Annotated in this window: 15 protein-coding genes; 7 read left to right on the top strand and 8 right to left on the bottom strand. The window is 31.1% G+C overall.

All coding sequences use genetic code 11. From position 1 onward, the window contains the following. The first annotated feature begins 240 nt into the window (after positions 1-240). The gene (locus Q9969_RS08770; protein ID WP_305556551.1) at positions 241-3,261 is read left to right on the top strand and encodes a hypothetical protein; all 3,021 of its coding nucleotides are present in this window, start codon (positions 241-243) and stop codon (positions 3,259-3,261) included. Between the two features lie 48 nt (positions 3,262-3,309). Here the strand turns inward: Q9969_RS08770 and Q9969_RS08765 are convergent, their stop codons facing one another. The 7 genes from Q9969_RS08765 to hpt all read right to left on the bottom strand — a co-directional run bounded on the left by Q9969_RS08765 (position 3,310) and on the right by hpt (position 9,754). Further along, complete coding sequence (locus tag Q9969_RS08765; RefSeq protein WP_305556537.1) at positions 3,310-4,833, bottom strand: Mur ligase family protein; 1,524 nt, start codon at positions 4,831-4,833, stop codon at positions 3,310-3,312. Then, the gene (locus tag Q9969_RS08760; RefSeq protein WP_305556858.1) at positions 4,826-5,749 is read right to left on the bottom strand and encodes a Mur ligase family protein; all 924 of its coding nucleotides are present in this window, start codon (positions 5,747-5,749) and stop codon (positions 4,826-4,828) included. The genes Q9969_RS08765 and Q9969_RS08760 overlap by 8 nt, the downstream gene beginning before the upstream one ends. A 374-nt stretch (positions 5,750-6,123) precedes the next feature. Beyond that, positions 6,124-6,483, bottom strand: coding sequence for a PIN domain-containing protein (locus Q9969_RS08755; protein ID WP_305556534.1), 360 nt, complete (start codon positions 6,481-6,483; stop codon positions 6,124-6,126). Then, a complete protein-coding gene (locus Q9969_RS08750; protein ID WP_305556531.1) occupies positions 6,480-6,710 on the bottom strand; it encodes an AbrB/MazE/SpoVT family DNA-binding domain-containing protein in 231 nt (76 codons plus the stop codon). Before Q9969_RS08750 ends, Q9969_RS08755 begins: the two co-directional genes overlap by 4 nt. 696 nt (positions 6,711-7,406) lie before the next feature. Next, positions 7,407-7,589 (bottom strand): transposase, encoded by a 183-nt coding sequence (locus tag Q9969_RS08745; RefSeq protein WP_305556520.1) that lies wholly within the window; start codon positions 7,587-7,589, stop codon positions 7,407-7,409. 586 nt (positions 7,590-8,175) lie between these two features. Then, complete coding sequence (gene dph2 / locus Q9969_RS08740) at positions 8,176-9,183, bottom strand: diphthamide biosynthesis enzyme Dph2 (protein WP_305556504.1); 1,008 nt, start codon at positions 9,181-9,183, stop codon at positions 8,176-8,178. 1 nt (position 9,184) lies between these two features. Next, positions 9,185-9,754, bottom strand: coding sequence for a hypoxanthine/guanine phosphoribosyltransferase (hpt, locus tag Q9969_RS08735; RefSeq protein WP_305556500.1), 570 nt, complete (start codon positions 9,752-9,754; stop codon positions 9,185-9,187). Between the two features lie 82 nt (positions 9,755-9,836). Here hpt and Q9969_RS08730 point away from each other — a divergent pair, with 82 nt between their 5' ends. The 6 genes from Q9969_RS08730 to Q9969_RS08705 all read left to right on the top strand — a co-directional run bounded on the left by Q9969_RS08730 (position 9,837) and on the right by Q9969_RS08705 (position 14,873). Further along, positions 9,837-11,186 carry a signal recognition particle protein Srp54 gene (locus Q9969_RS08730; protein WP_305556855.1) on the top strand — a complete coding sequence of 450 codons (1,350 nt, stop codon included), beginning with the start codon at positions 9,837-9,839 and terminating at the stop codon, positions 11,184-11,186. Position 11,187: 1 nt separating this feature from the next. Then, the gene (locus tag Q9969_RS08725) at positions 11,188-12,393 is read left to right on the top strand and encodes a tRNA pseudouridine(54/55) synthase Pus10 (RefSeq protein ID WP_305556492.1); all 1,206 of its coding nucleotides are present in this window, start codon (positions 11,188-11,190) and stop codon (positions 12,391-12,393) included. Between the two features lie 4 nt (positions 12,394-12,397). Then, complete coding sequence (gene moaC, locus Q9969_RS08720) at positions 12,398-12,865, top strand: cyclic pyranopterin monophosphate synthase MoaC (RefSeq protein WP_305556475.1); 468 nt, start codon at positions 12,398-12,400, stop codon at positions 12,863-12,865. Positions 12,866-12,935: 70 nt separating this feature from the next. Continuing rightward, positions 12,936-13,097 (top strand): preprotein translocase subunit Sec61beta, encoded by a 162-nt coding sequence (locus Q9969_RS08715; protein ID WP_305515323.1) that lies wholly within the window; start codon positions 12,936-12,938, stop codon positions 13,095-13,097. 49 nt (positions 13,098-13,146) lie between these two features. Beyond that, positions 13,147-13,971 carry an imidazole glycerol phosphate synthase subunit HisF gene (gene hisF, locus Q9969_RS08710; RefSeq protein ID WP_305515325.1) on the top strand — a complete coding sequence of 275 codons (825 nt, stop codon included), beginning with the start codon at positions 13,147-13,149 and terminating at the stop codon, positions 13,969-13,971. Further along, on the top strand, positions 13,968-14,873 hold the full coding sequence (locus Q9969_RS08705; protein WP_305556472.1) for a DNA glycosylase: 906 nt from the start codon (positions 13,968-13,970) through the stop codon (positions 14,871-14,873). The genes hisF and Q9969_RS08705 overlap by 4 nt, the downstream gene beginning before the upstream one ends. A 278-nt stretch (positions 14,874-15,151) precedes the next feature. Here the strand turns inward: Q9969_RS08705 and Q9969_RS08700 are convergent, their stop codons facing one another. After that, positions 15,152-15,583 carry a peptidylprolyl isomerase gene (locus tag Q9969_RS08700; protein WP_305515328.1) on the bottom strand — a complete coding sequence of 144 codons (432 nt, stop codon included), beginning with the start codon at positions 15,581-15,583 and terminating at the stop codon, positions 15,152-15,154. Between the last annotated feature and the right edge of the window lie 270 nt (positions 15,584-15,853).

Genomic DNA, 15,853 nt, shown 5'->3' with positions numbered 1-15,853 from the left:
AAAGCAAATAATCGTTAGGTTTATATTACTTAAATACATCATATAATATTGAGTAAAATAGCATTGATAAATAATTATCTATAATTTAATAAAATTGCATTTTATTCAAGTTTTAATGATTTAGTATAAATCAAATTCAAATGATTAACTAAATTATTTTTTTCTAAAAAAAATTCAAAATTTAATTAAATGGGAGGAATAAAAATTAAATTAAATAAGATAGCAATATTATCATTACTCATGATGCTACTCTGTTTTATTGGAACAGCAAGTGCTACGGAAGATATTAATGATACAGTAGTTGCAGAATCAACACTTGATGATAATTCTGTATCTATTGATAATGTTGATGATTCAAATGATGATATTCAAACTATAAAAAATTTAGATGATGATTTAGCTTCAGAAAACTCTAAAATATCATCTACTAGTGGAACACCCACTACTGCATATGATTGGAATACATTGAAAAATAAATGTGAAGCCCCAACTAGTCAATATATTACTTTAACTGGAACTACTTATACCATTGGCGAAGTAATAAAGTTCAAAAATAGTGCTACCATCGTTGGTAGTAATGTCAGTTATATTACTGGAGGTTCTACTTCTAAAACACCGTTTTTAAACATTAATCCTGCATTAACCTTACATTTTATTAATGTTAAATTTTTAAATGTTAATGCTAACAATTTATTACAACTTGATGGTACAGTTTATTTAGAAAATTGTACTTTTAATAATATTCAAACTGCAACAGGACGTAATTCAGTTATATATAATACTAATAATTTGATGTATATTTCTGGATGCAATATTACTAATTGTAATACTGGTTATGGTGCAGTTTCTAATTATGTTTTTGGAAGTACTACAAGTGTTGTAATGTATGTTGATGATTGTAATTTTGTTAATAATAGTGCCAGTGTTGAACCTGGTGCAATTAATAATTGTGGAATTTTATATGTAAATAATACTCTGTTTGACGGCAACCATGCTAATTGGTGGGCTGGAGCAATACATACTCATACAAATGCTCAAACTGAAATTCAAAATTCTATTTTTAAAAGAAATACAGCTGGATGGAATGGTGGAGCATTATACACCTACAGTAAATTAAAAATATATAATTCTACTTTTGAAAATAACAACTGTACTACCAATAATGGTGGTGGAGCAATCGGAGCATACAACTATGGCTCTGAATACAATATAACCATAGATTCCTGTAGATTTAACTATAACAAAAACCTATGTGAGGCTTACACCAACATTTCAACTACTTCTCTTGGTCGCGGAGGAGCCATCTCTGTATTGAATGGAGGTTACTTAACCGTATGTAATTCTAATTTCACTGGAAACTATGCAAGAATAGGCCAAGCAATTGCTGCTGCAACTTATACATATGAAAATGGTACTGGTGGAAATCCCCATATTAAAATTTGTCATAACCTATTTGTCAATCACACCGCAACTGGAATTGATACTGTTGTAATTACTGGTAATGATTACTGTTTCTGTAATAATGTATTTATCAACAGTTATCAAGCCACCCCATATAATGAAACTTGCATATGTAATTCTCCTAAATCTTCTGTAAAATCTTTATTAAGAATGTCAAATGATAATGTTTTAACAGAGTGGCACAATATTATTTATGTTAATGCTTCATCTCCTAATGATCCAGAATCTGTTGATGGTCAAAGTTGGGAAAATGCATATGGAGGAAAAGATTCACTTCTTAGAGCTTTCCGGGATATTCTAAATAATGGAGTAATTTATGTAGCAGATGGAGAATATACTGCAGAGGACTACAATTATTTTCCTCTAGAGTGTAGCAGAAATATTACTGTAATTGGTCTAGGTAGCAAAGTTATACTTAAATTACCTCTTGAATCAGGTGCTGCTGGTGTAACAAATGTTACTCATAAATTTGTTAATTTAACAATAGCTGCAGGTACAAGTATTGATACAGGTATAAATATTAATTCTACTTTTATTAATTGTACATTTACTGCACCTATGAGATTCGGTAATGAGACAAAGTATTATAGTACTACTATGGATCCGAGAATGTTTTTGGAATATGGATATGCAAAAACAAATTCAATGACCTTTAACAATTGTATTTTTAAAGATATTGATGCAAATAATGTAGTTAATTTATATAAATACTATGCTGTAAATCTTAATAATTGTATTTTTGAGAATATTACTGCTGATTCTTTAGTTTACCGTGAGGGTACTGGTTATTTTGAAGATGATGGCATTTACTTTAAAAATTGTACTTTCACTAATTCTAAATTTAATGGTGTAGTTGATTCTGCTGCTAATTTTGATGATGCTATTGCTATTGAAGATTGTACATATGACAGTGCTGTTGCTATAGGCACTACTGAAATTAATGGTCATTTTTATGTTAATGCTACTAAACTTAAAGTTACTGCTGTTGACACTAATTTAACAGTTAAAATTGCAGACATTACTTATGGTAACGGATTTACTATTGATGTTACTTTATTAAATAATGTTTCGGGTAATGTTACTGTAAATATTAATAATAAAAATTATAGTATAACCGTTGTTAATGGCAGTGGATCTTTAAAAGTTAGTGATATTTTAGATGCCAGCAATTATATTGCTGTAGCTAACTTTGTTGGCGATAATGTTACTACTTACTCAAGTACTGCTAATACTACTTTTACTGTAGCTAAAGCTACTCCTACCATCACTATTTCAGGTGGTTCTAAAATTTATAATGTAGCTAAAACTTTAACTATAACCTTAGCTAACCCAATATCAGGTACTGTTAGTGTTATTATTGGATCTCAAAAAGTTAATGTTAAAGTTACTAATGGTAAAGGTACAGTTAGTGTTAATAATTTAAAACCAGGTAACTACAATGTTAAAGTTATATTTGCATCAACTTCCAATTATAATGAAACTTTTAAAACTGCAAAATTAACTGTTAAAAAAGCAACTCCTAAAATGAATGCTAAAAAAGTAACCTTTAAAGCTAAAAAGAAAACTAAAAAATACTCTATTGTATTAAAAACCAACGAAAACAAAGCTTTAAGTAAAGTTAAAGTTACTATAAAATTAGGTAAAAAAACATATTCTGCTAAAACAAACAGTAAAGGTCAAGCTACTTTCAAATTAACTAAATTAACTAAAAAAGGTTCTTACAAAGCTACTGTTAAATTTGCAGGTAATGCATACTACCAAGCATTAAGTAAAAAAGTAACTATAAAAGTTAAAAAATAAGGAAGTTTATAAACTTCCATCTTTTTCTTTTTTTATCCATTACGTAAATTATAACTCATAAATAACATTTTTAAACTTAATAGCTGCCTCTCCAATAGCTACAATCATGTCACAATCTAAATTTAAAGCTTTTTTTATTCCATCCCGCACATTATTTTCGCTAGCTCCAAGAGTTCCTTTTTTTTCAAATTCGCTTATATGATTTAAAAATATTTTATCGTTTAATTTTGGGTTTTCTTTTAATTTTTCACTTGCAATTTTTTGAGAAGCAGATGATGCTGGAACAATAAATTTTGAAAATTTAACTACACTATTAAAAATCTCTAAATCTCCTTCAAGACCTGATTCAGAAGAAACTGTAATAACTGTTGTAAAGTCCCCGAATAATTTTTTAAATTCCCCTAAAACTGTTTGGACTCCTGCAGGATTGTGAGCATAATCTATGAAAATGTTTTTTGAATTTATTTTTGCTACTTTTTCCATTCTGCCTTTAACACCTGTGAAAGTTGCAACTGATTTTAAAATTTTATCAAAAGGTAACTTTAAGAATTCATGAGCAGCTATAATAACTCCAGTAATATTATATACATTGTGAAGTCCATCGATTCCCATTTTTACTGTTAGTTTTTCACTTGGAGTGTATAAATCAAAAGTCCTGTTTGTTAAATCAACATTTGTTGCAACATAATCAAATTGAGGAGTTGTAATTCCACATTGGCAGTAGTAATATCCACAACCGGAAATAATTTCTTTAACGGCAATATCTTCTCCACAAACACATTCTTTAATTCCTAGAGAATCTGGAAGTTCATCAACTCCAAATGTAATAAGTTCTCCTTGATAATTTAATTCTCTTAAAAGTCCAATTATTGTTGGATCATTTCCATTTACTATTAATTTACGATTATTTAATTCAGATATAAATTCTCCTTTTACATTTGCATAATCCATAAAACTTCCCAGGTCATTTAAATGATCTGGAGTAATATTGGTAATCAAACCACCGCACATGTCAGAACTTTTTACTATTCTGCCAACTGTGCCAGGTATTCCGAATGTTCCAACTTCCAAAATTCCCACATCCGCATTTAATCTTGATTGCAAAATCGGGATAAATTCTGCATTACCTTGCATTCCATCTAAATTATGTTCACAAGGAACAATACCATTATCAAAAGCTATTTTTTTAAGCAATGTTGTTGATGTTGTTTTACCATTAGTACCAGTTATTCCAAAAACTGCTTTGTTTGGTTTAAATATTTCAATTATGTCATTTAATTCTAAAATTGGTTTATTTATTCTTTTAAAAATATCAGAATCCTTAGGTAAACTTGCTGGTGGAATAATATAATCTGCCTTATTGAAAAATGCATTTGGTGTTTTACCATAAAAAACATCTATATCATATGCATTTAAAGCATTTGCAAACTTACAATCTTTTTTTTGAGACAAATCGGTTCCAATAACTTTGAAACCTCTTTCACAAAGTATTCTAGCTATTAGATTATTATTTGCTCCACAAACACCAATTACACCAAAAATAGTGTTTTTATCAAAATCAGACTCATTCATATTTCCTACTTCCCTCTTCAAGCCCTTTCATAATTTTATCAACAGTAGTTAGTCTATCATAAGCTATAAGTGGACCCATATGTAAAATAATATCTCCTGGTTTAGAATATTTAAAAGTAAGCTCTGCTGCTTTTTCTATTGTTTCTACAGCAACTTTTATAGCATTCGGATTTTCAATAGCATCCAATATTTCATGTGCTGCTTCAATCTCCACTTCCTGAGTAACCTCATTAAATCCACTAGCTATTATAACATCCACATATTCTCCTACTAGCTTGCCAACTTCGGCTTTATCCCTTTTAGAAAGCGTGTCAAAGTGATCTAAAAATAAAATCACGTTATCGTCTTTAAAATATTCTAATGTAATTTTCATACCATCATATAAAAATGCAGAATCTAGAATTACATCTCTTCCATTATAATCACCAACATATTCCATATGAGCAGGCAGTCCTCTAAATTCTGTTAATGCAGTAATAATATCCTTTTTTTTAATACCATATGTTAAAGCCAAAGCTGATGCTGCAAGTGCATTTTCAAAGAAATAACTCATCATATTAAAAGGGGCTGTGAATTTATTTTCACCATACTCAATAGTTAATGACTCATCTCCAACAATACCTTTAAAGTCAACATCCTTATCTAATGCATAGTAAATAGCATCATTTCTTACTTTTGAAATAATGCTCCTACAAGAATCATTTGAAATAAATGTTTCACTCATCGCCTCTAAAATCAGTTTACGTTGTTGATACTTTTCAAGAGAACCATCAAACTCAGATAAATGATCCTCAGCAATATTAGTTAAAAGACCTATTTTTAAATCCAATTTATTTAAAAGTCCAATAGTTCCATGAGGAAGTTCAAAAATAGCTATATCACAATTTTCTGCTTCACCTTTAACAACACCGTCGATAATAGCCTCACTAACTAAATTATTAACTAAAGAAGAACATGACCAAACTTTAGTATTTACTGAATGTTTTCTCTTGAATTATTCAAAACAACATTAAACAATAAAAAAAGAGGATGAGACACAATTATTTCATGTTTAATAATAACATCAAATAATAAAAAACATTTAAATTTAGAGTTTAAATCTAAAAAATATATAAATTAATATTAAAAATTTAGACAAAAATTTTAATTTCATGTTTGTGTCACACCCTCAAAAAACAAAAAAAAGAAATCCTTCAGAAATAACTTTCTTAAGAAAAAAAAATAAAATTTCATAATCCCAATAAATTAATACCTTCAACTCTTTTAAATTCTTTATCAAAAGTAACTAAATTATAAATATTGAAATTTATTCATAGTTAATATAATACTTGAATCTGTAAAACTTAATTTAGTTTTATTTGAATTACTACCCACATAATTTTCAAATATTTTAAAATTTTCTGAATTATAATTAAATAAAGAATATTCATTTAAAACTTCAAAAGAATCTATTAAATTATAATAAATTTCTTTAGCTGAATAAATATTTAATTTTCTTCCAGCTAATGTTAAAACTTCATTTAAAACATTATTATTGATAAAACAATTTTCCTTTAAAACATACTTTAAATTAACTGCTTTATCATAATTAGAATCTGAATCTAAAACTAAAGCCATAATAAAAGAAGAATCTAAAAAATATTTTTTCATTTATATAAACTCCTTTTTAATTCAACTGAATTAGTTTTTTCATCTAAATGAAAGGCACCTATTAAATTTTCAAAATTTCTTCTTTTTCTAAAATTAATTTCAGGTTTTCCATCTTCTGTTAAATCCCATTCTATAACATACTCTTTATTAATATTACATCTTTTTCTAATTTCTTTAGGTATACTTGTTTGATAATTTCCATATATTTTAGAAGTTGCTAAAACCATATTATTAAACCTCCTATTAAATATAATAATTTATTTATAATTATGTTAATATAAAAGTATCTGTTATTTCAAAAATATAATATTATTTTAACCTTGTAGAAACCCTCTTCTAAAAAATTTTTATGGTTCTGTAAATGTTATATAATACATCTTTGAGTTTTGTTTCTTTATTCTGTAGTTTTGTACTTCTACTAGAATTAACGCCATTAAATTCTTCTTTTTATTACGGAAATTACGCTTTCAACATTCATTCTTCGTGCATAGACATCATGCCAGACGGATTGTAGCGCTATTTAATCTATAATGTCCTGTTGTCGCACCTTTTTTTTAATGGTATTTGGTCGAATGCTCCTACTTCTTCATTTTATGCATTTTTCTTATTTTCGGAAATCATATGCTTTGTCTGCTAGTATGTAATAGGGGGTTTGTATGGTATTAATTGCCTGATTGAAGGTAATGCGAATTGTGTATCATGTTTTGGACTTTTATTTGCTGCGTAATTTTAGGATCATTCGTGTGTCAACATTTGATTGCAATATTGGTTTTTAATGTAAGCTTTTCGTGATTTGCCTCTATATTATGTGCATAATAATTTTATCAGCATAGTCGCTTGTGTGCCCAGTTCCATCCATATGGCAACTAATTTTACATTCTGATGGATGCATAAAAATTAATTAAGTCATTTAAATCTTTTAATTATGGTGTCTGACATTCTTTTACAAAGAATTTTTGAATAGTTGTGAAGTGTGGTAGCTTATTAAGACCTAGGAATTTTCTTATTTTATCCATAAGCTCCAAACATTCAACTATTTCACGATAGGTTGTCTTTAAATAGGTTTTCATTGCTAAAATAGTGAATAATTGTGGCTGATTGTACATAATAGATTGCCTGTAATCACAGGAAATACTTTGGAAAAATCCATTTGGAATAGTTATAGGTTAATTCAACAAAATTTTAACAGCATATTTTTTCATGTTTAGCAATGGAAAATAGTTTTTTCTTCTTGAGGTTCATTTGTTAATTTTAAGTCCAAAATCCAAAAGGTTTAACTGTCTTGAATTCAAATAATAAATATGGAGAATATTTTATTTTTTTCTTCATATTAATATATATTCTCCATTTTAATATATATATATATATATAGTTATTTATCGCATTATTTGGATAATAGTAAATTATATTTCAAGTGTAAAAAAATTAAAGCAATAAAATCGCTTAAAATCAAAATCTAAGCATTTTTGGAAAATTTTTTTGCTAAGTACATATTCAAGTGAAAACTAATAATAAATGAAAAACATGTTAAAATTAAAAATAAAGAATTTATATGACTTATTTAGACAAAACAACTAAATAAATTCGATATTACCATAAATTTTGATATGGTTTCTACAAGGTTGAAATTTTATAATTTTTAGTGTCTATTACTATATAATTAAAAAGTTTCATCAGGAAAACCTTAGGTTTCTATGAATGGTACCTTTCGTGGAACAAAATTTCATCTAATTGGTAATGTTCCCATTCGCGTTTGTTTAACACAATTTCTAATTCTTGCGGGGTTATTAATGGTTTTTTATACATTTGCGAATCATCAATAGCTATTCTTGGACATGCGCTAACAACAAAAGCATCCAAATCAAGATACGGCAGTAGTGCATCAGGTGAGACATTATCGAGAAGTATGATGTATGCTTCCATTTCAGCATCTTCAATTGTTTTTTTAATTTCTCTAGCAAGCATCATTCTATATTGTCCTTCTTTAGAAGACACTATTACGCCCCATTTTTTTGCACTTCGTGCTTTCGTAATTCTTGCAAAACGTATTCTTAAGATTCTATCTGCAAACTCATCCATGCTTCTAATTTCTGAGTTATATGGGTCAAGTGCTATTACTGGAACATTTAAGAATAACTTAATCCCGAGAGGGTGGAAATTTCCGCTGCCAATAAATAAAATAGCATCAACTTCAAGGTATTTAATCGATGAGAAGTTACAACCAAGCACCTGTCCTTTTCTTGTTGAGGGAGATGAGCCTAAAATCACTTCTTTGCCATTGTCTTCTAAAAAATCCTTAGTTTCATTTAAGAGATGCAGGTGTTGGGTCGTTGTCACCAAACCTATTCTTGATACATTTTTCAGGTTTTCTAAACATTTTTTAAGATCTTTTTTAATATCGATTTTAGAATATGCTTCAATAAATAATGTCGGGACTTCATATTTCAATGGCAAAGGAGTATGGCCGTAGTGTACAATTAAATCTACCGAACCCTTCATTTTCCAGTCGCTAACATCACAAGCTCCAAAGCAGGGGTCTCCTGAGATAATGACAATAGTATCCGTTTCATTTTCAATCGCTTTAGCTATTTTTGTTGATTGTACTTTCAAACCTTCTGGAAATTGAAGTCCTACAGTTTTGGCATCAAGGGATTTGATTTTACGGATTGCCCGATCTAAATCCATATCGTACATTGACATATTAATCATCAATCGTTTTTTCAATAACTACTTTCCCATCAGTAATGTCTAGTTTTATAATTGATAATACATCGACCCCTGTTGCGGCTTCAACAATTTCCTTACCCTTTCCTTTTTCAATAACCGCCACGGTTGATTTAATGTCCAAACCTAAGTCTTTTAGGGTTTTAATTAACGCAATTAAAGTTCCGCCAGTACTTACCACATCGTCAATAAGCAAAATTTTTTCTCCAGCATGCAAATCGTTTATGTAAAGGTTTGATGAACCATAACCTGTTTTCTGATATACCTGTGTTTCTCCTTCAAGACCATATTGTCTTTTACGAACTACAACAAATGGAACATCAGTTGCAAGGGACAAGGCAGCTGCAAGATGTATTCCCATCGCTTCAACAGCAACAATTTTATCAACATCCAAATCTGCATATTTGTGCACTGCTAATGATAACTCTCTTAACATTTTAGGGTTCATTGCAGGAACTCCGTCACTTATAGGATTTACAAAGTAATTATATTCGCCTTTTTTCACAATTGGCGAATTCTCTAAAGATTTTTTTACTTCTTCTAACATAATACTCACACGAAAATTATTAAAACTTATAATAAATATAAATATATCTTAATATAATAATTAAGTTTTCTTATAAGAAGTGATTAATATGCTTGGAAATTTAAGTGAAAATCTTACTAATACTATGAAAAAATTAGTAGGAATGTCTGTCATTGATAAAAAGACAATTAAAGAAATTGTAAAGGACATACAACGTGCTTTAATTCAATCTGACGTTAATATTAAATTAGTTTTAGATTTATCAAAAAAAATAGAATCAAGAGCTCTTGAAGAAGAACCTCCAAAAGGCATAACTCCAAGGGAATATGTCATAACAATTATTTATGAAGAGATGGTGAACCTTTTAGGCAGCGAAGCGGCAGACCTTGACATCAACGATAGGCCGTATAAAATACTATTTTTAGGTTTGCAAGGTTCAGGTAAAACCACTACAATAGGTAAGCTATGTAGGTATTTGCAAAAGAAGGGTTTCAACCCTGCGGTTGTATGTACCGACACATGGAGACCAGCCGCTTATGTTCAGTTAAAGCAATTAACTGAAGAGATGGATGTGCCATTGTACGGAGACCCTGACAATAAAGATGCCCTTGATTTGGCTCAAAAGGGTTTAAAAGAATTTAAGAATAGAAAAGTAATTATTTTCGATACTGCAGGAAGGCATAAGGAAGAATCAGATTTGATTGCTGAAATGGATAAATTGGACAAAATTATCAGTCCTAATGAAGCTATTCTTGTCATTGATGGGACAATCGGCCAACAAGCCGGCGAACAAGCAAGGGCATTCTCACAAGCAACTGATATTGGATCAATCATTATTACAAAATTAGACGGTTCTGCAAAAGGGGGAGGAGCAATGTCTGCTGTAGCTGAAACCGGCGCTCCAATTAAATTCATTGGAACTGGGGAGAGAATCGATGACTTTGAGCAATTTGATCCTGAAAGATTTATTTCTAGACTGCTTGGTATGGGAGATATCCGCTCTCTTATAGAAAAGGCAGAAGAAAATATAGATGAGGATGTTGCGGAAAAAACCATGAATAACATATTGACAGGCAAATTCACATTGATGGATATGAAAAACCAGTTTGACATGATGAACAGCATGGGTCCAATGCAGCAGGTATTAAACATGATTCCAGGTATGGGTAATAAAATATCTAAGGAAACTTCTAAAATGACTGAAGATAAAATCGAAGGTTATAAGGTCATGATGTCATCAATGACTGAAGAAGAAATGCTAAATCCAAAATTAATTAAGCAGTCACGTATTCAAAGAATCGCACGTGGCGCGGGTGTCGATGAAGATGAAGTTAAAGAACTGCTTAAATATTTTAACAATACCAAAAAGACAATGAAAGGACTCGGAAAACGTGGCGGCCGTATTAGAGGCGGAAATATGAACCGTATGTTGGGACATTTCATGAATAGATAATATGAAATTGGCTGAAGATATTTTAAAGGAAACTGATGGAAAAATCTGCAAACATTGTCTTGGGCGTAAATTATCTAAAACGATTGAAGGCACTAACAATATCGAAAGGGCAGATAAGGCATGCAGTGAATTAGGTATTAATTTGGATAATGTTGATTGTGTTGTCTGCGATAACTTATTTGATAAACTGGATGATGATTTATACAAAAAGATCGATGATAAAGTCAATCAGCTAGAAATTGAATTCGATACATTTCTTGTGGGATGTCAAATCGATAAGGACATTCAAAAACGTGATGAAGAATTGTCTGAAAAGTTCAACTTAGGTGTTGAAACTGTTAAAAAAGAAGTTAACAGATTAATAGGTCTTGGGATTTGGCAGAGATATGACAGGGAAGCAGAATTCGAAAGACAGGATATTGTTTTCAATGTTGATTTAAAAAACGAACCTAAGGTAAGAATTCAGATCAATCCATTATATATTGAAGGAAAATACAATAAATATAAACGCGGAATACCTCAAACTAAATGGCCATGCACCAAATGCAAAGGCAGAGGTTGTGAGGAGTGTTATGGCACTGGCAAACAATATTCCGAATCAGTTGAAGAGTTAATTTCCGAGCACTTTTTAAAATTAACCAAAGGAAGGGAAGCCAAGTTCCACGGAGCTGGAAGGGAAGACATTGATGTATTGATGTTAGGTTCTGGAAGACCTTTTGTACTTGAAATAAAGGAACCGAAAATTAGAAATCTTGATTTAAGTAAACTGGAAACTGAAATCAACAGGATTAATGAGAATAAAACCGCCTATCATAATTTAAAATTATGTGAAAGGCCAAGAAAAGCTGAAATAAAACAATCTTCTCCGGATACTTATAAAGTTTATCAGGCCATTGTTGAATGTGACGAGGCATTTGATGCGGATAAATTAGATGATTTGACAAAACTGAATGAAATTCACCAACAAACACCAATAAGGGTACTTAGAAGACGCACGGATATGGTGAGAGTAAAACACGTGCTTGACCTGTCATATGAAATAATCAATGACAAGACATTTAACATGAGGATAAAAACTGAAGGTGGACTATACATTAAAGAATTAATTTCTGGAGATGGGGGAAGAAGCAACCCCAATGTCTCTGAAATTTTAGGCGTTAATGCAGCATGTGCACAATTGGATGTAATTGAAGTAAGCGAGAAATGATATTATGGGAGATGAATTTACACATTTAACGGAAAACGGAATACACATGGTTGAAGTTGGAGCTAAACCAGATCAAAAAAGACGAGCAGTAGCTAGTGGAAGCATATTATTAGATAAAAATACTGTTGATTTGATTCAAAATGAGGAAATTAAAAAAGGAAACGTTTTGACCACTGCTCAAGTTGCCGGAATTCAGGCCGTTAAGAATACCTCTTCAATGATACCTCTCTGCCATCCTTTGGCATTGACCGGAATTGAACTTGATTTTGAAGTTAAGGAAGATGAAATCGTTGCAATATGTGCTGTTAATACTTTAGGCAAAACCGGTGTTGAAATGGAAGCAATCACCGGCGTTAGTGTTGCACTTTTAACTGTATGGGACATGGTTAAAGCTGTTGAAAAAGATGAGTTCGGCCAATATCCCGATACAAGAATTAGCGATATTAGAGTTATCAAAAAAGAGAAAATTTAAACTTTATATATGATGAAGAAAATAAGTATACTACAGTTATTTTTATAAATTAATTTGATGGGAGATTACTATGGGTAAAAAAGATAATAAAATTTCTATGCCTCAAACCGGTGCAGGTTTAGTTAGATATTTTGATGAAGAAAGTTTGGGTCCAAAACTTTCACCTGAACACATTGTTGTCGCTACTATTATCGTAGCAATATTATGTTTTGTTTTAAGGTATTCTGCTTAAGAATATTTTACAAACAACCTTTTACTACTTTTTTTTATATGTTGATACTATGTTGACCAAAAGAATCATTCCTTGTTTAGACTGTGATTTGCAGGTTCCGGAAGGTCGTGTTGTTAAGGGAGTTGAGTTTAAAGAAATTAAATATGCCGGAAATCCCGTTGACCTTGCAACTCGTTATTATGAAGAAGGAGCAGATGAAGTTGTGGTTTTAGATATTACAGCATCTCACGAACGCCGAGCAACAATGGCTGATGTTATTGATAGACTAACAGAAAATGTATTCATGCCGATTTGTGTAGGTGGAGGAATAAGAAAAGTCGACGATTACATTAACATGCTTAAAGCAGGGGCAGACAAATGCTCAACAAACACTGCAGCCATTAAAAATCCTGAATTATTGACCGAAGCTTCTAAAGTTGTTGGCTCACAAGCTGTTGTCATTGGAATTGATGCGAAAAGAAGATATGTGAATCATCCTGATGAGGCTAAGGATAAAACAGTTATTGAAACTGACAAAGGATATTGTTGGTTTGATACAAGTATCTATGGTGGACGTGAGTTTACAGGCATTGATGCAATCCAATGGGCAATTGAATGTCAGGAACATGGAGCTGGAGAAATATTGTTAACCAGTATGGATGGAGACGGAACTCAAAACGGTTATGATATTGAGTTGAATAAAAGCATTAATGATGCAGTTGACATTCCGGTAATAGCTAGTGGCGGTGTTGGAGAACCAAAACATATTTTGGAAGTTTTTGAAAAAACTGATGTTTCAGCAGCTCTTGCAGCAAGCATTTTCCATTTTAACCAATATTCAATTGGGGAAGTTAAAGATTACCTGCAAAAAAATAATGTTCCGGTCCGTTTATGATAATTAAAGCTCCAATTGACTTGGATTTAACAATCAATTCAGGCCAAACCTCACAACCTCCTTGGATGAAAGTCGATGGCGAATATGGAAATGTGGTTTTAATTGATGGTGAACCGGCCATTTTCAAAGTTAAACAATCTGGAGATTATCTGGATTTTAATTTAGAGAATAAAAAAGCCGTTTCTAAATTGAATTATATTTTTGACTTAGATTTTAATTTAAATAAATTCTACAAGTATCTAAACAGTCATGAAGAACTTAAAGGAATGTCTGAGTTCTGCCGAGGTTTAAGACTATTTTTAGCACCTGATCCTTTCGAATGCATTATATCCTCAATTTGTTCAGCTAATAATTCTATTAAAAGATGGACCAAATCGGTTTCTCAAATAAAAGAAAATTGGGGAAATAAGTACGGCAATTACTACTATACATTTCCTCAAAGCAATGTCCTTTCAAATGCATTTTTGGATGATGGAGAAGAATTTAATCTGTCATGTATTTCAGATATTTCAAAGTGCTGCACCAATCTTAAGAATTGTGGCGTGGGATATAGAGCAGCATACATGAGAAAGGCAAGCGAGTTATTTGCACTTGAAATGGACCTTTCGCAAATATTTACAATGAGTTATGATGAAGCATTTCAGACAATGCTTGAAGTTCCGGGAGTCGGTCCAAAAGTGGCGGATTGCATATTGCTTTATGGGTTTAATTTTAAAGAAGCTTTTCCAAGTGATGTATGGATAAAACGTATTGTGTCTTACTTGTATTTCGATGGTAAAGACATAAGGGTTTCAAAAGTTCGCGAATTTGGAATGGAAGAGTTTGGTAAAAATGCAGGTTATGTCCAATTGTACATGTTTCACTATGCAAGAAGGTCGGGTTTAATTGGCAAATTAAAATAAAGTGTTTATATTGCATTATGGCATTAAGCTATATTTGACGGAAAATAAAAATTTACTTCTTATTGGTATCAGCTTTTGATGGCCGGGAGAGGGGAAAGTCATTAGGAATTTACATTGCCGTGATATATTGTATCTCGGGCAACAGATTCAGATGGCATGATTAAATCAATGTTTGTTTAATCGATTCTGCACCTGTCCTGTAATCAAATTGATGATATTAAAATAAGTGGTTAATGGGTAGCCGTTTCGTTTAAAAAGAAGTGGGGGAAAGATAATAATTATCTTTCTTCGATGGTTACTTTGTTCATTACATCTCCTTGGCGGATTGCATTAACAACATCTTGGCCTTTAATAACTTGACCGAATACGGTGTGAACGCCGTCTAAATGTGGCTGTGGGCTGTGAGTAATGAAAAATTGGCTTCCACCTGTGTCTTTACCTGCATGCGCCATAGACAATGCACCAGTTCCGTGTCTGTGTGGGTTTCCTTCAGTTTCACATTTGATGGTGTATCCAGGTCCGCCAGTACCGTTGCCGTTAGGACAACCTCCTTGAATTACAAAGTCGGGAATAACTCTGTGGAAGGTTAAACCATCGTAAAATCCTTTATTGATTAATTTTTCAAAGTTGTCTACAGTTCCAGGCGCTTCATTTGGGAACAATTCGAGAACGATGTCTCCTTTATCAGTTTTAATAGTTGCGACTTTCATTTTATCACCTACTTTTTATATGGTAGACTCTATTAATTAAAGTTAATGGGTAATCTGCCCAGATGATGTAATATTATTTTTACATATTAATCGGGATTATACTGATTATATATTTGATGTATTAGATTTGGTCGTTAGTCTTCGTTCTTATTTAAAATTCTCATTTCAATTTTTTATTTTGATTTTAATTATTTCTTTAATTTTTAATGATTAAATATTACTAATTTTTTTATTCGTTGTTTTTTAAAAGAATTGTGAAGTTCAATATAT

Origin of the sequence: Methanobrevibacter sp. V74 (assembly GCF_963082495.1) — an archaeon.
Classification (GTDB): domain Archaea; phylum Methanobacteriota; class Methanobacteria; order Methanobacteriales; family Methanobacteriaceae; genus Methanocatella.
This window is presented reverse-complemented; position numbering and strand designations above follow the sequence as displayed.

What these genes read in the sequence shown, in the direction of transcription:
- dph2 (WP_305556504.1), bottom strand. Translation starts at nt 9,183, where the DNA reads ATGTCAATGTACGATATGGATTTAGATCGGGCAATCCGTAAAATCAAA.
- Q9969_RS08700 (WP_305515328.1), bottom strand. Translation starts at nt 15,583, where the DNA reads ATGAAAGTCGCAACTATTAAAACTGATAAAGGAGACATCGTTCTCGAA.
- Q9969_RS08765 (WP_305556537.1), bottom strand. Translation starts at nt 4,833, where the DNA reads ATGAATGAGTCTGATTTTGATAAAAACACTATTTTTGGTGTAATTGGT.
- hisF (WP_305515325.1), top strand. Translation starts at nt 13,147, where the DNA reads ATGTTGACCAAAAGAATCATTCCTTGTTTAGACTGTGATTTGCAGGTT.
- hpt (WP_305556500.1), bottom strand. Translation starts at nt 9,754, where the DNA reads ATGTTAGAAGAAGTAAAAAAATCTTTAGAGAATTCGCCAATTGTGAAA.
- Q9969_RS08755 (WP_305556534.1), bottom strand. Translation starts at nt 6,483, where the DNA reads ATGAAAAAATATTTTTTAGATTCTTCTTTTATTATGGCTTTAGTTTTA.
- Q9969_RS08750 (WP_305556531.1), bottom strand. Translation starts at nt 6,710, where the DNA reads ATGGTTTTAGCAACTTCTAAAATATATGGAAATTATCAAACAAGTATA.
- Q9969_RS08725 (WP_305556492.1), top strand. Translation starts at nt 11,188, where the DNA reads ATGAAATTGGCTGAAGATATTTTAAAGGAAACTGATGGAAAAATCTGC.
- Q9969_RS08745 (WP_305556520.1), bottom strand. Translation starts at nt 7,589, where the DNA reads ATGTACAATCAGCCACAATTATTCACTATTTTAGCAATGAAAACCTAT.
- Q9969_RS08705 (WP_305556472.1), top strand. Translation starts at nt 13,968, where the DNA reads ATGATAATTAAAGCTCCAATTGACTTGGATTTAACAATCAATTCAGGC.
- Q9969_RS08770 (WP_305556551.1), top strand. Translation starts at nt 241, where the DNA reads ATGATGCTACTCTGTTTTATTGGAACAGCAAGTGCTACGGAAGATATT.
- Q9969_RS08715 (WP_305515323.1), top strand. Translation starts at nt 12,936, where the DNA reads ATGGGTAAAAAAGATAATAAAATTTCTATGCCTCAAACCGGTGCAGGT.
- moaC (WP_305556475.1), top strand. Translation starts at nt 12,398, where the DNA reads ATGGGAGATGAATTTACACATTTAACGGAAAACGGAATACACATGGTT.